This window comes from Citreicoccus inhibens (assembly GCF_019039035.1).
GTDB classification, from domain to species: Bacteria; Myxococcota; Myxococcia; order Myxococcales; family Myxococcaceae; genus Citreicoccus; species Citreicoccus inhibens.
Map to the genome: position 1 here is coordinate 64,914 of NZ_JAHNZT010000029.1, position 17,978 is coordinate 82,891.

Annotated in this window: 19 protein-coding genes; 5 read left to right on the top strand and 14 right to left on the bottom strand. The window is 69.8% G+C overall.

Annotated elements, in window-relative coordinates; genetic code table 11:
* Positions 1–12: 12 nt before the first annotated feature.
* Both KRR26_RS37705 and KRR26_RS27025 read right to left on the bottom strand, forming a co-directional pair.
* On the bottom strand, positions 13–312 hold the full coding sequence (locus KRR26_RS37705) for a type III secretion apparatus protein (RefSeq protein WP_321202745.1): 300 nt from the start codon (positions 310–312) through the stop codon (positions 13–15).
* A 184-nt stretch (positions 313–496) separates the two neighbouring features.
* Entirely contained in the window at positions 497–958 is a 462-nt protein-coding gene (locus tag KRR26_RS27025) for a hypothetical protein (RefSeq protein WP_120202564.1), read from the bottom strand.
* Between the two features lie 230 nt (positions 959–1,188).
* On the opposite strand from KRR26_RS27025, the gene KRR26_RS27030 reads away from it, so the two are divergent.
* Positions 1,189–1,512, top strand: a complete 324-nt coding sequence (locus tag KRR26_RS27030; protein WP_120202566.1) for a PilZ domain-containing protein — start codon at positions 1,189–1,191, stop codon at positions 1,510–1,512.
* 15 nt (positions 1,513–1,527) lie between these two features.
* Here KRR26_RS27030 and KRR26_RS27035 read toward each other — a convergent pair whose 3' ends face one another.
* From KRR26_RS27035 to KRR26_RS27075, 9 genes are all read right to left on the bottom strand, one after another.
* Positions 1,528–1,929 carry a response regulator gene (locus KRR26_RS27035; protein ID WP_120202568.1) on the bottom strand — a complete coding sequence of 134 codons (402 nt, stop codon included), beginning with the start codon at positions 1,927–1,929 and terminating at the stop codon, positions 1,528–1,530.
* Positions 1,930–2,193: 264 nt separating this feature from the next.
* Entirely contained in the window at positions 2,194–2,919 is a 726-nt protein-coding gene (locus KRR26_RS27040; protein WP_217081208.1) for an SH3 domain-containing protein, read from the bottom strand.
* Positions 2,916–4,781 (bottom strand): BatD family protein, encoded by a 1,866-nt coding sequence (locus tag KRR26_RS27045; RefSeq protein WP_120202572.1) that lies wholly within the window; start codon positions 4,779–4,781, stop codon positions 2,916–2,918. The genes KRR26_RS27040 and KRR26_RS27045 overlap by 4 nt, the downstream gene beginning before the upstream one ends.
* Complete coding sequence (locus tag KRR26_RS27050; protein ID WP_120202574.1) at positions 4,765–5,715, bottom strand: tetratricopeptide repeat protein; 951 nt, start codon at positions 5,713–5,715, stop codon at positions 4,765–4,767. Before KRR26_RS27050 ends, KRR26_RS27045 begins: the two co-directional genes overlap by 17 nt.
* Before the next feature lie 11 nt (positions 5,716–5,726).
* Positions 5,727–6,782, bottom strand: coding sequence for a VWA domain-containing protein (locus tag KRR26_RS27055; protein ID WP_217081209.1), 1,056 nt, complete (start codon positions 6,780–6,782; stop codon positions 5,727–5,729).
* Entirely contained in the window at positions 6,779–7,789 is a 1,011-nt protein-coding gene (locus tag KRR26_RS27060; protein WP_120202578.1) for a vWA domain-containing protein, read from the bottom strand. Before KRR26_RS27060 ends, KRR26_RS27055 begins: the two co-directional genes overlap by 4 nt.
* Complete coding sequence (locus tag KRR26_RS27065; protein ID WP_120202580.1) at positions 7,764–8,747, bottom strand: BatD family protein; 984 nt, start codon at positions 8,745–8,747, stop codon at positions 7,764–7,766. Before KRR26_RS27065 ends, KRR26_RS27060 begins: the two co-directional genes overlap by 26 nt.
* Positions 8,744–9,625 (bottom strand): DUF58 domain-containing protein, encoded by an 882-nt coding sequence (locus KRR26_RS27070; RefSeq protein WP_120202582.1) that lies wholly within the window; start codon positions 9,623–9,625, stop codon positions 8,744–8,746. The genes KRR26_RS27065 and KRR26_RS27070 overlap by 4 nt, the downstream gene beginning before the upstream one ends.
* 38 nt (positions 9,626–9,663) lie before the next feature.
* Positions 9,664–10,653, bottom strand: coding sequence for an AAA family ATPase (locus tag KRR26_RS27075; RefSeq protein ID WP_120202584.1), 990 nt, complete (start codon positions 10,651–10,653; stop codon positions 9,664–9,666).
* A 114-nt stretch (positions 10,654–10,767) separates the two neighbouring features.
* Here KRR26_RS27075 and KRR26_RS27080 point away from each other — a divergent pair, with 114 nt between their 5' ends.
* The 4 genes from KRR26_RS27080 to KRR26_RS27095 all read left to right on the top strand — a co-directional run bounded on the left by KRR26_RS27080 (position 10,768) and on the right by KRR26_RS27095 (position 14,457).
* Complete coding sequence (locus KRR26_RS27080) at positions 10,768–11,739, top strand: alpha/beta fold hydrolase (RefSeq protein WP_217081210.1); 972 nt, start codon at positions 10,768–10,770, stop codon at positions 11,737–11,739.
* 90 nt (positions 11,740–11,829) lie between these two features.
* Positions 11,830–12,843 (top strand): DUF2157 domain-containing protein, encoded by a 1,014-nt coding sequence (locus KRR26_RS27085; RefSeq protein ID WP_120202587.1) that lies wholly within the window; start codon positions 11,830–11,832, stop codon positions 12,841–12,843.
* Position 12,844: 1 nt separating this feature from the next.
* On the top strand, positions 12,845–13,963 hold the full coding sequence (locus KRR26_RS27090; protein WP_217081211.1) for a DUF4401 domain-containing protein: 1,119 nt from the start codon (positions 12,845–12,847) through the stop codon (positions 13,961–13,963).
* The gene (locus tag KRR26_RS27095; protein WP_217081212.1) at positions 13,963–14,457 is read left to right on the top strand and encodes a GDYXXLXY domain-containing protein; all 495 of its coding nucleotides are present in this window, start codon (positions 13,963–13,965) and stop codon (positions 14,455–14,457) included. The genes KRR26_RS27090 and KRR26_RS27095 overlap by 1 nt, the downstream gene beginning before the upstream one ends.
* Before the next feature lie 13 nt (positions 14,458–14,470).
* Here the strand turns inward: KRR26_RS27095 and KRR26_RS27100 are convergent, their stop codons facing one another.
* The 3 genes from KRR26_RS27100 to KRR26_RS27110 form a co-directional block, all read right to left on the bottom strand.
* Entirely contained in the window at positions 14,471–16,198 is a 1,728-nt protein-coding gene (locus KRR26_RS27100) for a sigma-54-dependent transcriptional regulator (protein ID WP_120202592.1), read from the bottom strand.
* Between the two features lie 378 nt (positions 16,199–16,576).
* Positions 16,577–17,404 (bottom strand): methyltransferase domain-containing protein, encoded by an 828-nt coding sequence (locus tag KRR26_RS27105; protein WP_120203308.1) that lies wholly within the window; start codon positions 17,402–17,404, stop codon positions 16,577–16,579.
* A gap of 103 nt (positions 17,405–17,507) precedes the next feature.
* A complete protein-coding gene (locus KRR26_RS27110) occupies positions 17,508–17,945 on the bottom strand; it encodes a CBS domain-containing protein (RefSeq protein ID WP_233576654.1) in 438 nt (145 codons plus the stop codon).
* Positions 17,946–17,978 lie beyond the last annotated feature (33 nt).

Below are 17,978 nucleotides of genomic sequence, written 5' to 3' on the forward strand. Positions count from 1 at the left end.
GCGAGGAGTTCCTCAAATCTGGGTCTGGAGGACTTGCTTGACGCCGCTCGTGGCCTTCTCGACAACCTTGCCCGCGAGATCGAGTTCCTGACTCGCGCGGTAGACTCGCGCTTGAAGTCCCAGCAACTCGGTGGCGGTGAAGGTGCGGCCGGACTCGGCCAGCCTCAGGACGTGGTCCAATTGCTTGCGCGCCTGATCGACGCCGTCCAACACCTGAGCCACATGCTGTGCTCGCGCGGACTGAACCGAGTCCACTCCTGTGTTGGACTTCGCGCCCTCCACCACGGCGCATGCCTTGCGCGTGTCTTCCACGCGTGACGGACTCCGCGCGGGCTCCGCGGCGACCGCGCCCTCTCGCGGTCCCGAGGCGCGTGAGGGTCCCGGGCTCCTCGGCACCTCCCGCGCACCGTCCAGCGCGTCCCGAAACGACGCTCTCGGCGAGACTCCCGCGGCCCCAGTTCCCGCGGGCCCCAGCTTGTCGATGCCCATGGGTGCCTCAGCGGATGTTGTTGATGGCCGCCTTCGCGGAGTCGTGGCGGACCTTCATGATGTTGGAGATGGCGTTGTGCTCGCGGCTCTCCTGCTGCATCTCGTTCTGGAGCTGGAGGTAGGCCATGTTGAACTTCTGGCCCTCCGCGTTCATGAGCTTCTGGGCCTCCATCAGGTCCCACGCATCGCCCTGTCCCGCGCCGCTGCCCCCCACACTCGCGCCGCCCTTCACCGGCACCGTCGTCGACCCCACGGACGAGGCGACACCTGAGGCCACGACCGAACTCACACTGGAGATGGCCGCGCTCGTGATGGGGCCCCCCGGAATCATCCCGCCCACGAGCCCCGCCCCCGTGCGGACGACTTCGCGCGCGGCTCGCGCGAGGGTGGGACCGAACTCACTTCGCGGCGTCTGCCGAGCAACGGTCTGGGTGATGGTCAGCGAGGGAAGTGCATGGGTTGAGTCCAAGGGATGTCTCCGGCGATGGGTCGCCGCGGGCTCAATCCAATGGGCATGCCAGCCGCCAAGCCGTGGGAATGACAGGCGGAACCACCTGCGGCGACGAGACGCGCCGCTCTCACCTCGGAGAAGGCGTCCGCCCACGTGGACGGAGCAAGGACTGCTCGAAAACTTGCCTCCCGCCCGAGCTGCTCCAGAGTTGTCGCACCCTGTCGCTCGCGAAGGAGAGAGACCCGGTGATGACCTCCCCTGGTGCACCCAGCACGGCCGAACGCTTCCACCCTCGCGTCGAGGCCAATCTCCCCGTCAAGGTGCTCCTCTCCGGGCGCACCGTGTCGGCTCAGGCGCGTGACGTGTCCATGGCCGGCCTGTTCCTGCTCGCCCACGCGGCGGAGACGCAGCACACGCTCACCATCGCCTTGCCCCTGCCGGGTGACCGAGAGCTCGTCACCACGTGCGAGATTCGCCGGCGCGAGGTGGATGGCGTGGCCCTGGAGTTCGGTCCCCTGGACTGGGACGACCTCATCGCCCTGGCGCGCTTCCTTCACCCGCGCCTGCCCTGAGCGGAACGCGAGCGGTCAGCTCGACGCAGCCATCCGCGTGCGCAGCCGCTCCACCAGCGCCATCAACTCCGCGCCTCGGAAGGGCTTGTGGATGTAGCCATCCGCGCCCGCGGCCGTGGCGCTCTCCACATCCGACTTCTTCGCCTTCGCGGTCAGCATGTAGAGCGGCACGCCCGCCGTGGACGGATCGCTCTTCAGGATGCGGCAGACCGAAACGCCATCGAGTTGCGGTAGCACCACGTCCATCAAGATGAGGTGGAAGGGCTGACTCTTCGCGAGCTTCAAGCCCTCCAACCCATTCGCAGCGCACACCACGTCCACGGCGCCATCGCTCAACATGGAGCGGACGAGCTCGCGGATGACGGGTTCGTCCTCGACGAGCAGGATGTGGAAAGGTGCCTGAGCGTTGACGGCCATCGTTCCTCGGAATCGACCCTCGGGCCTCACTCGAATGCGGGAGCCTCGCCAGGCTCTGTGGCGCCGATTTGCGCGCGGGGGCGGGGTATAGCCCCGCCAGCACCACTCGCACCAGCAACCCCCGCCCGTTCTGTAGCGAAGTACTCACGACACCCCGCGGAGATTCCGCGCGCGGCGGTGTCTCACGCAGGGGTGTCGCCAGACACCCTCCTGTTTCTCACACACGCCCGTACGTCGCGGCACGCGGAGGCGCGCGGGAGTGGGTCAGATATCCGCCACGCCGTCGCGCTCGGCCCAGCCCTCCAGGCCGTTGGGAAGGCGGATGCGCACGAAGCGTCCGGACTCGTCCAACGTCTGCACCTTGAGGCCCGCATGGACCTCGAACAGCGAGCGCGCACCATCACGCGGCAGCTCTCGCGCGGCGACCGTGGGTGACACAATCACGGCTTCGTGCACGTTCTGGTGGACCCAGACATGCGCGGCAAGCAGCGCACCGGCGGGCACCGCCGCGGTCAGGCACAGGCCCGCCAGCACCGCGGTGACCGTGCCACGCGCCCAGGGCCACGCGCGCCGCGCGAGCACCAGCGCGAACCCCACCAGCCACGCGCCCAGGAAGACCCACGACACCATCGCGCCGTCAGTCGCGGCCGTCACGCGAGACAGGAAGGGCTCATCCGCCGTGGCGCCCACCACCTTGTCCACCTGACGCGCACGGGCCAGCGCGAGGTTCGACTCGAGGTCCGGCGCCTTTCCTCCCTGCTTCCTCGCGCGCTCCAGCGACAGCACCGCGCGGCCCAGGTCGCCGTGCGCCAGATGCGTGGTGCCCAGGTTGTAGAGGACGTCCGGGCCGCCGAAACCATGCGCCAGCAGCTTGTCGTAGCCCTCCCGCGCGGCCGTGTAGTCCTCGCGGGCATAGGCCTCGTTGGCCTGCTGGAAGAGCGCCTGTGCCTCGTCGGGCGAGTAGTAGCCCTGGGTCGTCTCGGTGCTCATCGCCCCCAGCCCTCCATGACCGCGGCGGCGGCCTCCAGAACCTTCTGGCGCTCCGCCGGCTCCACGCCGCCGCCGTAGCGGCCCATGTCGCAGGCCTCCAGCACGAACTGCACACGCGCGCGCCGCTCGGCGTCCACGCCCGCCGCGGCCAGTCGCTCACCGAGCGCGTCGCGCGTCAGCCCACCCAACGGCGCGCCCACTTGCGCGTCCAGGAAGCCCAGCAGTCCCTTCTCCACTTCCACGTAGAAGGCGCCCGCGTCCTTGCCCGCTCGCAGCTTCTCCGCCGCGGCCAGACGCTTGCGTGCGGCGCGCGCCTGCTGCTTGCCCTTCCCTGCCTCGGTGCGCGTGGCCAGCCGTCCCCGCACGCCCCCCATGAGCGCCACACCGGCGAGCAACCCCAGGGGCGCGAGCACCGCGGTCGCGAAGAAGGGACGCTGCCACACCGGCGTCGCGGGCGCCTCGAAGCGCGCTTGATAACGCACGGGCCGGATGCCGCCCGAGGTGAGCACGTTCTTCTGCTCGCTGGCCGAGTCATTCAGCCGCGGCGTCTGCGTGCCCAGCGAGGTGGAGCCCCCGGCCCCCGCCTCCACGTTGAGCGTCACCGGCTCCGTGCGCGCGACCTCGTAGCGGCGCGTGCTCGGGTCGAAGTACGGGAACTCGAGCGCGGGCAAGGTGAAGGCGCCCGTGCGTTGCGGCATCACCAGGTACTCGACGACGCGGCGGCCCTGGATGCGGTTGCGGCTGGGCGTGAGCTTGTCGGTCGTCGTCGGGTCATAGACCTTCAACGAGGCCGGGCCCGTCAGCTTGGGCGGGGTGATGTTCTTGACGTTGCCCGTCCCCTCCAGGACCACCTTCACGGTGACAGGCTGGCCCAGTTCCACGCGCGTGTTGGACACGTCCAGCGACAGCCGCCAGTTGCCCACGTTCGCGTTGGACATCCCCGGAGGAGCGCCCGCGGGGAGTGGCCGCACCTTCACCTTCAACGCGTTGGCGATGCGGTGCACGCGATGGCCCGCGAAGAGGAAGCCCGTGGTGATGTCCGCCTCCGCCGCCGAGATGGTCAGCGCGCCCGGCTTCACCGGGAACAGCGCGGAGCGACGCAGCAGATAGGTACGGTACGGAATGCCGTCGACAATCTTCTGGTCGCTCGACAACTGCGTGGGGTTCTCCACCGCCTCGGACCAGAAGCCCTCCAGCTTGGGCATGGTGACGGAGTCCACTGAGGACAGGTCCACACGCGAGTAGACGTAGAGCGACAGCGTCACCTGCTCCCCCACGTACACGTCGTCCCGGTCCAACGTGGAGCGCAGGAACAGGTCCGAATCGCCCCGCGGGATGACGGGCTCGTCCGCCTCCTCGTCCTCCCCCAACGTGTCGTTCGCGGTGGACGGCATGTTCCGGAAGGGGTCCGGCAGCGCGGGACGCGCGCTCCCCTGTGCGGAGCCCTGGGAAGCGTGGCCCTCCTTCACGGTGACGCGCACCGGTTCGGTCTTCATCTGTCGCCCGCCCACGTTCAGGATGGCGGGCGGGATGGTGAGCGAGCCCGCGCGGTTCGGGCGCAGGACGAGCATGTGGCGCGTCACATCCTGGATGACGGCGGGGCCACCTCCCGACAGTGAGATGGAGCGCTGGCTGCTGCGTGAGTTGGACAACACCTCGAAGTCTTCCGACTGCGGCAGTCGCACCTGCGCGTTGGCCGGGGCGTTCACCACCACCACCGTGAGGTGGAAGGCGTCCTCGGTGCCGACCTCGGTGCGGTCCGCCGTCTGGTAGAACTCGATGTCATCCGCCCATGCTGGCGCCGTGGCGAGCAGGGCAAGCACGGCGAACCACGCCGCGCGGCCGCTACCAGTCCTTCTCATTGGGCTTCCTCGGCTTCTTCTTCTGCTGGAAACGCCAGAGCTGGAGATTCTTCTCGTTCTGCTTCATCGCATCCAGCAAGCGCTCGGCCTCTTGCCGGTCGACATCCGAGGCGGGTGTCCCGCCATCCCGGTGCGAGTCCTCCGCCTCATCCTGCTCCTGAGGGCTGCCGCCATCCGCGCCGCCATCGCGCGAGTCGCCCTCGCCATCCCCTTGGCCTCCGTCGGATCCACCATCCGAGCCGCCATCACCGTTCCCCGGGCCCTGCTGACCCCCATCCGCGCCGCCGTCTCCCTGGCCCCCATCGCTGCCGCCATCGCCGCCGTCCGCGCCCCCGTCCGGTCCGCCGTCGGTACCACCATCCACGGGCGCACCACCATCGCCCTTCACGCCCCCATCCTCGCCCGCATCCGGACGGCCGCCGTCCTGCCCGCCGTCCTGTCCACCATCAACACCCCCATCTGGCTGCTGCGACTGCGGGGGCGGAAGGTTGCGCAGCACCACCTCGTAGTTGTGCCGAGCCTGCTGGTCCTGCGGATCCAAGGTCAGCGCGCGGCGATACGCACGCAGCGCTTCCTTCCGGTCTCCCGTCGAGGCCGCGAGGTTGCCCAGGTTGTACCAGCTCTGCTCCGCCAGGTCGGGGCGCTTGGCCGACTGCGCCACCTGCGTGAAGGCCTCCTTCGCCTCGGCCACGCGGCCCAGCTTGGCCAGCGCGTCCGCGCGATTGAACTCGACCGCCGGGTCATTGGGGCGCTCCTGCCGCGCGGACTCGAAGTCGCGCAGGGCGTCCTCGTAGCGCCCGGCGTCGTAGGCCTCGCGTCCGCGCCGCACCAGCGGGTGGTCCTTCTCCAGCGGTCCCGCGGCCCAGGCGTGCCCCGGCAAGCCCAGGAGTCCCGCCACGGTCCAGGCCCAGGCGCGCGCGGGCCCCTTGCGCATCCGCCGGTCGCTCACGAGGCCCTCCGGCGCGACGGAATGAGCAGCATGCCCATCACCAGCAGCACGAGCCCCGGGATGGCGAAGGTCTGAAAGCGCTCGTCGTAACGAACGGTCACCCGGCTCTCCAGCTCGCTCTTCTGCATCTGGTCGATGCGCTCCACCACCTGCCCCATCGCCACGCCGCGAGGTTGATAGAAGAAGGCGCCACCGGACGCCTCGGCGATGGCCGTCAGACCCGCGCGGTCCAACCGCGTGATGACCGTCTCGCCGTTGGAGTCCTTCTTGTAGTCCACGAACTCGCCCCGCCGGTCATAGACGGGGATGGGCTCTCCGGACTCAGAGCCCACGCCCACGGCCAGCACCTGCACGTTGGATTCCTTCAGGGCCTCGGTGGCCTCGGCGACCTCGCCCATCAGGTCCTCGCCGTCCGACAGCAGCACCACGACGCGCTCCTTGGCGCCACGGTCCGCGTTGTCGAGCACCTGCTTGCACAGCTTCAGCGCCGCGCCCACGTTGGTGCCGCCCTGGGGCATCATCTCCGGGTCCACCGCGCGCAGGAACAGCTTCACCGCCGAGTAGTCCGACGTCAGCGGCGACTGGATGAAGGCATCGCCGGCGAACACCACCAGCCCCACGCGGTCGCCCTTCAGCTCATCCAACAGCGTGCTCAGCTCCAGGCGCGCCCGGTCCAGGCGGCTCGGCTGCACGTCGCGCGCGAGCATGGACTTGGAGGCATCCAGCGCCACCACCACGTCGATGCCGCGGCGCTTGGTCAGCTCGCTCTTCGAGCCGCACTGCGGTTGCGCGAGCGCGAGGCCGAACAGCATCAGCCCCAGGCCGTACAACCCGCCCTGCGCCGCGGGACGCCACACCGAGACGCCCGGCGCGAGTCGCTCCGCGTGCCGCTCGTTGATGAGGACTCCCAGGCGCGAGCGCCGCCGCAGCGCCGCGACGAGCGCGAGCGCGCCCAACAGCAGGCCCACCAGACACAGGCCGAGGAAGAGCGGCTGCGCCAGCCCCGCCTGATAGCCAAGCAACGTGAAGTGCCAGGGTCCAACGGGGGTCACGGGAACACCTTCAGGAAGGTGGAGCGCAACAGCAGCTCCAGCGCGGCGAGCCCGAACGCGAGCAACAAGAACGGATGGAAGTCCTCGCGGTACGTCGCGCTCGCGCCCCCCTCCATCAGCTTCGAGCGCTCCAGCGAATCGAGCACCTGCTGGAGTCCGCGCTTGAGGCCCTCGGGGTCGGTGGCGCGGTAGTACTCGCCGCCCGTGCGGTCCGAGATGTCCTGGAGCAGCTCGGGGTTGATGGGGATCTCCGTCTCGCGCCACACCGTGTTGCCGAAGAGGTCCGTGCCGCCAGGGAACGGCACCTTGCCGCCCTTGCCCACGAGGATGGTGTAGATGGGCACGTGGAGCGACTTGGCCATGGCCGCCGCGTCCAGGGGCGAAATCTTCCCCGCGTTGTTGTCACCGTCGGTGATGAGCACCACCACGCGGCTCTTCGCTTCGGAGTCTCGCAGGCGGTTGAGCGACGTCGCGATGGCGTCACCGATGGCGGTGCCGTCCTCCAGCACGCGCGTGCGCAGCTGCTTGAGCACTTCCTTCAGCACGCCGTAGTCCAGCGTGAGCGGCGCCTGCGTGTAGGCCGCGCCCGCGAACACCACCAGGCCCATGCGGTCATTCACGCGGCTGGAGATGAACTCGCCGAGCACCTCCTTCGCGACGTGCAGGCGGTTCTGCGGACGGAAGTCGCCGGCCTCCATGGACGTGGACAAGTCCAACGCAACGACGATGTCGATGCCCTCCACGCTCAGGTCGCGCACGCGCGAGTCGCGCGATTGAGGCCGGGCGATGGCGAGCACGGCCGCGGCCACCGCCGCCACGCGCAGCACGGGCAGCAGCGGCAACAGGTACGTGCGCAGGCCCTTGCCCCCGCGCGCGAAGACATGCGCGGCGGAGAAGCGCAGCGTGGCGCGGCGGCGGCGCTCCCAGAGCGCCGCGAGCAGCAGCAGCGGCACCAGCAGCAGGGCCGGGAGTACCTCCGGGTTATTGAACGCGAGGTCCGGCAGCATCGGCGGTCTGGGAGGGGGGCGGGGGTGGAACGTACGTCTTGTCCAGCAGCTCGTAGCCGAACGCGAGCGCGCCACGGCAGGTGTCCGGCGTGGCCTCCGCTCGCGCGTACTTCACCAGGTCGGACTCGGAGATGAAGCGCATCAGCGCGTCCTCCGGCAGGCCCGGGGTGGACTTGCGGCGCAGCGAGGCCATCAGCTCCGAGGACGTGCACTCCAGCGCCTCGAACCCGTAGCGCTCACCCAGGTAGCCGCGGAGGATCTCCGACAAGCGGAAGTAGAACTCCTTCACCTGGCCGCGCTCGGGCAGGCCCTCGCCGCGCAGCAGGTCCAGGGAGCGGCGCACGCGCACGTCCAGCGGCTGCGGAGGGGCCTGCGTCACGCGCTTCGGACGGTTGCGCCACCAGCGCACCAGCGCCCAGCCCAGGAGTCCCGCGGCCACGAGCCCCGCCAGCACGAACAGGAGCGTCCACGAGCGGATGGGCACCTCGGTGGGCGGCTTGAAGTCGAACAGGTTGGAGCCTTGCTGGTTCGCATCCGGCGGCAGCGTGGCGGTGACCTGGATCATCTTGCCGGGCGCCGCGAAGGTGCGCGGCCCCTCGGGCGTGGCCACCTCGAAGGACAGGTCCGGCAGCTTCTGCGAGCCCAGCTCGAAGGCGGACATCTTCAGGCTGAACGTGGTGGTCGCCGATGCCGAGCCGTCCTGGCGCTCGCGCATCTGCCCGAGCACCTCGAAGGGACTGTCACCTTGCGGCGCCACCAGTTCATAGCGGTGATCGCGCGGGTGTGTGAGCGTCACGGTGTACGTGAACGGCTCGCCGATGCGCACCTCCTCGGGCTCCAGCTTCAACGACATGCCCGAGGGTTCGACGGCCTCCACCGTGGGCGCACCCGCGGGCGCGGCACGCGCGACAGGCGCGGTGACGAGCAACAGCGCGAGGACGAGGAAGAGCCGGGTCATGCCGCCATCCTTCGTGCCCTCGCGCGGAAGAACTGCACGAGCGCCTTGCCGTGGTCGTCTCCTGCCTTCAGCTCCACGTGGTCCAGCTCCAGCTTCTTGAACAGCTGCCGGCGCTCGTCGCGAGCGGCCTGCATGGCGCGCGCGAAGCGACCCCGCACGCCCGGATCCGAGGTATCCACGACGAAGCGCTCACCCGACTCGGGGTCCTCCATCTCCACGAGGCCTCGGCGCGGAAAGGCCTGCTCCAGCGGGTCCTCGATGACGACGGGGACGAGGTCGTGCTTGCGGCCCACGAGGCGCAGCGGCTTCTCGTAGCCCTTGGCCAGGAAGTCGGACACGAGGAAGGTGACGGCCTTTCGCTTCGCCACGCGCCGCAGGTACGACAGCCCCGCCGACAGGTCCGTGCCCTTGCCCTCGGGGCGGAACGTGAGGATGTCGCTCACCAACCGCAGCACGTGCGTGCGGCCCTTGCGCGGCGGCACGACCTTCTCCACCCGGTCCGAGAAGAGGATGAGCCCCACCCGGTCGTTGTTCGCGATGGCGCTGAAGGCGATCTGCGCGGCCACCTCCGCGGTGACCTCCGCCTTGGTGCGGTCCTTCGAGCCGAACTCATTCGAGGCCGACACGTCCACCAAGAGCATCACCGTCAGCTCGCGCTCCTCGGTGAAGACCTTGACGTAGGCCTCGTTCATCCTCGCGGTGACGTTCCAGTCGATGACGCGGATCTCATCGCCGGGCTGGTACTGCCGCACCTCGGAGAAGGCCATGCCCCGGCCCTTGAAGACCGAGTGGTACTGACCCGCGAGCATGTCCGACACCACCTTGCGGGTGCGAAGCTCCAGCTTGCGGATGCGGCGGATGAGGTCCTTGGGAAGCACGGGGCGCTCGGGGAAGGTGCGGCCGGCGGGTCAGGGCGTCACGGAACTTCGACACGGTCGAACACGCGCTGGATGATCTTCTCGGGAGTGAGCTCCTCGGCCTCGGCTTCGTACGTCAGCGCGACGCGGTGGCGGAGCACGTCGAACGCGATGGCCTTCACGTCCTCGGGCGTCACGAAGCCACGGTGGCGCAGGAACGCGTGCGCGCGCGCGGCCTGGGCCAGCGCGATGGTGGCGCGAGGCGACGCACCGAACTGGATGTAGTCCGCCAGGTCCTTGAGGCCGTAGCGGTTGGGCTCGCGCGTGGCGAACACCACGTTGAGGATGTAGTCCTTGACCTTCTCGTCCATGTAGATGGCGTGGACGAGCTCGCGCGCGCGGACCAGGTGCTCCAGCGAGATGACCCGCTGCGCCCGAGGCGATGCGCCCCCGGACATGCGGTCCATGATGACCTTCTCCTCGTCGCGCGTGGGGTAGCCGACCTTCACCTTCAGCATGAAGCGGTCGACCTGCGCCTCGGGCAGAGGATAGGTGCCCTCCTGCTCGATGGGGTTCTGGGTGGCCAGGACGAGGAAGGGCGAGGGCAGCCCGAAGGTCTGGTCGCCGATGGTGACCTGGCGCTCGGCCATGGCCTCCAGCAGCGCGGACTGCACCTTGGCGGGCGCGCGGTTGATTTCGTCCGCCAGGACGATGTTCGCGAAGATGGGCCCCTTGCGGACGGTGAACGCGGCCGTCTGCTGGTTGTAGATCATCGTGCCCACCAGGTCCGCGGGCAGCAGATCCGGGGTGAACTGGACACGCATGAAGGTGGCGCTGAGCGAGTCAGCCACCGTGCGAACGGTGAGCGTCTTCGCGAGGCCCGGCACGCCCTCCAACAGCACGTGGCCGTTGCACAGCAGGCCGATGAGGATGCGCTCGAGCATGTACCGCTGCCCGACGATGACCTTCCCGGTCTCCTGGTTGAGGACTTCGACGAAGCTGCTTTCCTGCTGCACGCGTTCCGTGAGCGCGCGGATGTCCGTGTTCATGTCCCCTCTAAGGGCTGGGCGGCGGGCAGCCTAGGGTGTCCCGGGCGTCGGGCTCAACACCGCTGAGGGCCTGACATTCCAGTAAGGTGCGAGGCAGTCCCCCCGGAACGCGCCATGTCCCGTCCCCCCTCCCCCCGCTCGACGTCGCTTCCGCCGCGCTGGGAGCCCGCCTGGAAGCAAGGCGCCGAGGGCCGAACGCCGCCCGTGGGCCCCGTCGAGGCCGGCCTCCTGGCCCAGTTCGCGCCCGCGCTCACCCCTCGCGTCCACTGGTTGCCCGGGGGGGGCGCCCTGCGCGTCCTGGAGGGTGGCGAGGGGCCGCCGGTGGTGCTCCTGCACGGGAGAGGGCACGCGGCGACGATGTGGTTCACCTTCCTGACGGCCCTGGCCCGAGGGCACCGGGTCCTCGCCGTGGACCTGCCCGGCTTTGGCCAGTCCCCGCCCCCGGAGGCCACGCCCCGCACGCCCGAGGACGGCGTGCGCTTCTTCACCGAGCCCGTGGAAGAAGGCCTGGCCACCCTCGTCGAGGGTCCCATGGCGCTGGTGGGCCACTCGCTGGGGGGGCTGGTGGCGCTGGAACTCGCCCTGCGAGGCCGGCTGGCGGTGTCCCGCCTGGCGCTCGTGGACGCCATGGGCCTGGGTCCCGAGATGGGCCGCGCCTCGCGTTGGTTCTTCCGGGCGGGGCCAGAACGACTCGCGCGCAACCTGGGCCCGTGGGCCCTGGACCGGATGCTGCCGCCCCCACCAACGCCCCTGGGCCAGCGCCTGGGTGCGCTCGGCTACGAGTTGCTCGCTCCGCGCGCGGGCAGACCCGAGGCCGCGAAGGCCTTCGGCACGTTGGTGCCGCTGACCGGCCCCGTCTTCCATCGGCGCGAGCGACTCGCCGAGGTGACCGCGCCCGTGCTCCTCGCCTGGGGCGAGCGGGATGAGACGCTGCCCCCTCCCCTGGCCGAGGAGGCGGCGCGGCGCCTGCCCCAGGTGCGCCTGCTGAAGCTGGACGCCGGACACAGTCCGCATTTGGAGCGTCCCGAGCTGCTGCTCCCCGAGCTGAAGGCCTTCCTCGCGGGCGCGGCCCCGCCCGAGTCCTGAACCCGCGCACGGGGACGCCGCAGACAGTGTCAGCAGTCAGGCGAGCCGGACGCCTGAGGCGCCCGCACGACTTCCGGTACATTGCCGTCCGTGCCCAACGACTTGCTTGAGTTACAAGCCACCCCCGAGCGACTGAGCGCCCTGGCCGATGCGGGAGTGCTCTCCGCGTCGGCGCGTGAGCGCGCGCTGGACCTGACCCTGACCTCTCCGCCGCGCGACGCGTGGCAGACGTTCCTCGCGCGCGCGTTGCTGTCGCTGGGCGCGCTGCTCGTGCTCGCCGGGGTCATCTACTTCTTCGCTTACAACTGGGCGGCCCTGCATCGCTTCGCGAAGCTCGGGTTGATCAGCGCGGCCATCGCGGGCACGTCGCTGGGCGCCTGGAAGCTGGGGACGCGGCTGCCCGGACAGATGGCGCTGCTCGCCTCGGCGGTGCTGGTGGGTCCGCTGCTCGCCGTCTACGGCCAGATCTATCAGACGGGCGCGGACCCCTATGAGCTGTTCATCGGATGGAGCGTGCTCATCCTCCCGTGGGTCGCGCTCTCGCGCTTCGCGCCGCTCTGGCTGCTGCTGCTCGCGCTGGTGAACACGGGCACGGTGCTCTTCTGGGAGCAGCGGATGGACTCGTATGATCACACCTTCGGCTGGCTGGCGCTGGGGCTCGGGCTGCTCAACGGACTGGCGTGCGCCACGCATGAGCACTTCGCCCACGCGGGCGTGAGCTGGCTCCAGGGGCGATGGATGCCGAGGCTCCTCGCGGTGATGACCGTGGCCGCGCCCTTGGGCGCCGCGGTGGCCTTCATCATCGACACCTCGCATCGAGGCTGGAACAACGGACTGTCCCTGCTCTTCGTGCTCGCGTGCATGGCGGCGGCCTACGCGCTGCACCGCAAGCTGCGCGGGGAGCTGTTCATGCTCACCGTGGCCTCGGTGTGCGCCATGACCTTGGTGACGACCGGAGCGGGCTACGTGCTCGACAAGCAGTGGCACACCTCGGATGCGGTGGCCCTCTTCATCATGCCCTTGCTGATCATCCTCGAGTTGGGACTGACGGTCTTGTGGTTGCGCCACGAGGCCCAGGCCACGGGCGCCACGGAGGAAGGCTGATATGGCGCTGCGAATGACCCTGAACGAAGTCCTCACGCGGCTCGGCGCGGAGGGGCGGGTGGATGACGACGTCGCGCAGCGGTCGCGACAGGTCATGGCCACGTATCAGAAGGCGAACGTCGCGACGCCCTGGTTCATCAGGGCCATGATGGGCGCGGGCGCGTGGCTGGCCGCGCTGTTCATGATCAGCTTCTTCGTGTGCGTGGGCCTCGCCAAGAACGACGAGGCCCTCTGCGGCGTGGGGTTCCTGCTCGTGGTGAGCACCATCCTCCTGCGGCGCACGGGCTCCGGTCCGTTCCTGGAACAGCTCGCGCTCGCGCTGTGCCTCACGGGCGCAATCAGCATGGAGGCGGGCTGCGCGGAGTTGCTCGGAATTGAGAGCGCGAAGGTCCACGTCACCGTCGCGATGGTGCAGGTCGCGATCTGCGGCGGACTGCTCTGGCTCTACCCGGACATGATCATGCGCTTCATGGCCACGCTCGGCATCACGAGCGCCGCGGCCGTGCTGGCCTACGAGGCCTTCGGCTCGTGGGGAGTGGCGCTGGGGATGCTCGCCTGTGCGGGGATGATGTTCGCGATGTTCATCTTTCAACCGGCGCTCGCGCGCGGGCTTTGGGCGCCGTGGCTCCGCCCCGTGTCGCTCGGGCTCGTGTGCACCGTGGTGGGGTACCTGCTCTTCTGCTGGGGCTTCGTGCACGTGGAGAAGCAGTTCGGCGAGATGCCGTGGGGCCCCAAGGAGGCCGTGCTCGTCACGGTGGGCATGACCGCGATGGTGTGCGCGGCGGGCTGGTGCATCCTGAAGGACCAGGACATGAACCCGTTGAGCCCCGCGGCCTGGCTCTTCACGGGGACCCTCGTCCTGCTCGCCGGGATGACGCTCCACACGCCCGGCATCATCACCGCCGTGGGCATCCTGCTGCTGGGCTTCCACCGGCGCGACACCGCGACGCTCGGGCTGGCGGTGGTGTTCCTGCTCTGCTTCGGCTCGGCCTACTACTACGACCTCGAGTTGAGCCTGCTCGCCAAGTCACTCGCGCTGTTGGGCAGCGGCTTCGTGTTGCTCGGCGCCCGGCAGTTGCTGCTCCGGCGCGCCCCCACCCTGACGACCGAGGTGCAGTGATGCGTGGACCGTTCATCCTGGGTGGGTTGGCGCTGGTGCTCGGCTCCGCGCTCGTGTTGGTGGCGCAGAAGGAGGCCGTGGTCGCGAGTGGTCAGCCCGTGTTGCTGCGGCTCGCGCCCGTGGATCCGCGCTCGCTGATGCAGGGCGACTACATGCAGCTCAACTACGCCATCAGCGCGGACCAAGGCTGGGACAACGAGGGCCGCCCGCGCGACGGCAACCTCGTCTTGCGCCTGGACTCGGATGGCGTGGGCCAGTTCGTCCGCTTCGATTCGGCGGACGTGCCGTTGGCCCCCGGAGAGTTCCGCCTGCGCTACCGCATCCGAGACAACCGGGTGCGGCTGGGCGCCGAGGCCTTCTTCTTCCAGGAGGGACATGCCGACCGCTACGAGCACGCGAAGTACGGCGAGCTGCGCGTGGCGGAGAGCGGCACCAGCGTGCTGGTGGGCTTGCGGGATGAGGACCGCAAGCCCCTGGGAGACGCGGTGCACTGACGCACCGAAGGCGTCAGGCGGCTTCCTCGCCCTCCGAGTTGAGCAAGTCCAGGAAGGGCGAGGAGTCCTCACCGAGCGCCTTGTAGAGCGCGTCCACCTTCTCCAGCTCGCGCTTGAGCGCCTTGTGGTGGTTGCGGTTCTTCACCAGGCTCTCGCGCCCCAACAGGCGGAACGCTTCATCGCGCCCCACCTGTCGGATGGCCATGGCCAGTACGAGCCCTCGGAAGGCGTCCGCGAGGTCCAGGTCGAGTGGGGCGTTGCGGCGCCGCGCCTCGGAGACGAAGGCCTGCGCGGCGGCGCGGAGGGCCTCGGGAATGGGCCGGCCCGCGGGCGCCTGCTCGTAGTCGAGCGCCCTCGCCACATGCCGCTCCTCCAGCACCAGCTCACCCGACGCGCCCGCGTGCTCCACCATCGCGAGCGTGTAGGCGCGCCGCACGATGTTGTCGAGCTGCCGCAGGTTGCCGGGCCATGAGCTCGCCACGAGGAGCCGCTCGGTCTCCGGAGTCAGCCGCGCATGGCCCTCGGGCTGGCGCTCCCGGTGGCGCCGGTTGACCATGTAGCGCGCCCACATGGGAATCTCGTCCTGGCGCTCCTGGAGCGCGGGCATGCGCACCGGCAACACGTTGACGCGGTAGTAGAGGTCCTCGCGGAAGCGGCCCGCGCGCACCTCCGCGTGCAGGTCCGCGTTCGTGCCGATGATGAAGCGCACGTCCGCGAGCCGCTCGCCCGTGCCCTCCCCCAGCGGCCGATAGCTGCGCGACTCCAAGAGGTGCAGCAGACCCGCCTGCGCCTTGAGCGACAGCTTGTCGATTTCATCGATGAACAGCGTGCCGCCCTCTGAGCGCGCCACGCTGCCCGGGGCATCGCGCACCGCGCCCGTGAAGGCCCCCTTCTTCCAACCGAACAGCTCGGCCATCTGAAGGTCTTCCGGCACGGTCACCAGGTCCAACGTCTCGAAGGGCTTGCCTCGACGACTGGAGCGCTCATGGCACCAGCGCGCCAGCCGCGACTTGCCCGCGCCCGTGGCGCCGCTGATGAGGATGGTCTCGTCCTGGAGCGCGAAGACGCGAAGGATGGGCAACAGCTCCGCCATGGAGCGGCCCACCACGGGCAGGAACTCGTCCACCTGGGGCGTGGCCACCGGGCGCTGCGGCAGGCCCGTGAGGTACGGCGCCGCCACGTCGCCGAGCAACTGCAAGCGCTCACCGATGCCGCGCCAGACGAACTCCTGGCCCATCGCGGCCAGGCAATCCGCCTCCAGGGAAATCATCCCCGCCATGCCGCCAGGCGTGCGCAGCGGCAGCACACACACGTGCGACGCGTGGCGCCCGAGGAAGCGCTGCCGGCTCTCCGTGCTGTGGAAGCCCACCAGCCCTGGGTCGCCCGTCACCGGCGCGTCCGGCGCATGGGGTTGAACCGTCCCCACGTTGACGTCAATGGACACCGCGCTGCGGTGCTCCATGACCGCACGCCATGCCGTCGCCGAGGTGAAGAACGGTGTGCCCACCCCCGCGTCCGCAATCTCCGACGCGCCCACATCCAGCGCCGCGAGGCGCCGATACACTTCCCCTTGCCGCAGGTGGACAATGCCTCGAAGCACGCGCGCGCGCCCCGCGTAACGGCTGGTGGCGACGGCGTCCTCGGCCACCTCCAGCATGCGACGCAGCGTGGCGGTCGCAGCCGTCTCGAAGTCCCTGGCATCCCTGAGCGCGGCCATCAACTGGGCCATCTCGTCTCGCATCCCACTCACCTCCGTCCGGACGCCGTGCCACGCCTCTTCAGGGGGCAGGTCCGATCCGGCCGGGCAGTGTAGCGGAGATGAAGAGCGCGGAAGGAGCGGCCCCTCCTTCCGCGCTCAGGCTTCTTCAGGACTGCGTTCACGCCCAACCACGGCGTGCACGGCTCCACCATGCGGCCTTTGTGCCAGCGTGCATTCACGCGAGATTCCAGGCGCCAGGACGGAATGAACGGGCGTCCTGCGTTCCAGCCGAACGCCGCCGCGTCCGCGCCGCACGCATCCACGCCACCTCACCCCGCCCGGGGCCCCTGACACGCCCTGCCCGCTCGCACCGAGCAAAACAGGGACCATCGGTGAAACAAGACCCGCGTGGAATGCGGGTCAGCGCTTCGCGCGGCGTGACGGGCGACGAGGAAGCGCCGCGTCAGGCGCCGGCTGGAGGACGAACACGCGATCGAGTCGGGGGCTGCCTCGGCCCAGGGGCTCGTCGATGCGGTAGTCGAAGTCGTAGGTGGCCAGCACGCGCATGCCCGAGGCGCGGAACAGGCGCTGGGCCTGGGCGCCGTCGTAGGTGCGGAAGAACCACGTCGTCTCGATGAGCCAGTCCTTGCCCGGTCCCGTGACGCGCAGGCGGTTGCGCATGGGCGAGCGACGCAGGCGCCGGTCCGGCAATCCCTCGTGCGTGTTGCAGACCACCGAGTCGCGGCCCACACGCCCCACCCAGCGCTCATGCTCCGGGGTGGTTCGCTCGTACTCGGACAGGTGGAAGCCCAGCACGTAGATGCCCTCGGGCCGCAGCAGCTTGCGCGTGCCGGAGAGGTGCTCGACCGCGGCGGCCTCGCTGTCGAGGTAGCGGAAGGTGGAGACGAGGTTGTGCGCCAGGTCCACGCGTCCCTCCAACGACGGCTCGGCGAAGGACTCCATGCGCGAGGCGCGCAGCTTCACGCGGCGGCGCTGCGCGGGCGTGAGCCGCTCGCGCGCGTGGGCGAGCATCGTCTCCGAGATGTCATAGCCCGCGACCTTGAGTCCTCGCGCCGCGGCGGCGGCCACGAGACGGCCCGCGCCGCAGGCGGGCTCCAGCCACTGCTTGCCGCCCGTGCCGTGCTTGGCGCTGAGCGCGAGGAGGAAGTCCACTTCGCGCTCGGTGTCCGTGCCGAAGATGGCTTCGTAGTATTCCGGATGCTCATACCAGTCGTTGCGTCGTTCCATGGGCGGGCGCCGCGAGGGCGCGCGCATCCTCCGGCACCCGCGGCGAATCCCCAAGGACTTTGCCGTCGCGCGGCGCCCTTCCACCACGCAGGGCGGCCACGCCTCAGTGCATGGGCGGCGAAGCCCCCGCGCTCGAATGGGCCTCCCGGTCCAGCAGCCGCGCCGCCAGCCGCATGAAGTCGGACTCGGTGACGATGCCCACCAACTGCCCCGACTCATCCACCACCAACAGACAGCCGAAGCGTTCGTCCAACAGGTGGTGGATGGCGTCGCGCACGGGGAGGTCCTCGCGCACGGTGTCCAACTCGCGCGTCATGATGTCCGCGACGCCCAGGATGGGCCCCGTGGGGTTCGCCGCGCGGCGCGCGAGCGCACGAATGAGGTCCCGATGGCTGACGAGCCCCACCAATTGCCCATCCCTCACCACGGGCAGATGCCGGATGTGATTGAGCTTGAGCAGGTCATCCCCGCGCAGCAGGCCATCCGACTCATCCAGCGTGACGACGTCACGGGACATCAAGTCCCCCACGGTGAGCAGCATGGTGCGGCCTCCCAGTTCGGGCCCTGCGCCATG

What these genes read in the sequence shown, in the direction of transcription:
- KRR26_RS27030 (WP_120202566.1), top strand. Translation starts at nt 1,189, where the DNA reads ATGACCTCCCCTGGTGCACCCAGCACGGCCGAACGCTTCCACCCTCGC.
- KRR26_RS27035 (WP_120202568.1), bottom strand. Translation starts at nt 1,929, where the DNA reads ATGGCCGTCAACGCTCAGGCACCTTTCCACATCCTGCTCGTCGAGGAC.
- KRR26_RS27040 (WP_217081208.1), bottom strand. Translation starts at nt 2,919, where the DNA reads ATGAGCACCGAGACGACCCAGGGCTACTACTCGCCCGACGAGGCACAG.
- KRR26_RS27045 (WP_120202572.1), bottom strand. Translation starts at nt 4,781, where the DNA reads ATGAGAAGGACTGGTAGCGGCCGCGCGGCGTGGTTCGCCGTGCTTGCC.
- KRR26_RS27050 (WP_120202574.1), bottom strand. Translation starts at nt 5,715, where the DNA reads ATGCGCAAGGGGCCCGCGCGCGCCTGGGCCTGGACCGTGGCGGGACTC.
- KRR26_RS27060 (WP_120202578.1), bottom strand. Translation starts at nt 7,789, where the DNA reads ATGCTGCCGGACCTCGCGTTCAATAACCCGGAGGTACTCCCGGCCCTG.
- KRR26_RS27065 (WP_120202580.1), bottom strand. Translation starts at nt 8,747, where the DNA reads ATGACCCGGCTCTTCCTCGTCCTCGCGCTGTTGCTCGTCACCGCGCCT.
- KRR26_RS27075 (WP_120202584.1), bottom strand. Translation starts at nt 10,653, where the DNA reads ATGAACACGGACATCCGCGCGCTCACGGAACGCGTGCAGCAGGAAAGC.
- KRR26_RS27080 (WP_217081210.1), top strand. Translation starts at nt 10,768, where the DNA reads ATGTCCCGTCCCCCCTCCCCCCGCTCGACGTCGCTTCCGCCGCGCTGG.
- KRR26_RS27090 (WP_217081211.1), top strand. Translation starts at nt 12,845, where the DNA reads ATGGCGCTGCGAATGACCCTGAACGAAGTCCTCACGCGGCTCGGCGCG.
- KRR26_RS27095 (WP_217081212.1), top strand. Translation starts at nt 13,963, where the DNA reads ATGCGTGGACCGTTCATCCTGGGTGGGTTGGCGCTGGTGCTCGGCTCC.
- KRR26_RS27100 (WP_120202592.1), bottom strand. Translation starts at nt 16,198, where the DNA reads ATGCGAGACGAGATGGCCCAGTTGATGGCCGCGCTCAGGGATGCCAGG.
- KRR26_RS27105 (WP_120203308.1), bottom strand. Translation starts at nt 17,404, where the DNA reads ATGGAACGACGCAACGACTGGTATGAGCATCCGGAATACTACGAAGCC.
- KRR26_RS27110 (WP_233576654.1), bottom strand. Translation starts at nt 17,945, where the DNA reads ATGCTGCTCACCGTGGGGGACTTGATGTCCCGTGACGTCGTCACGCTG.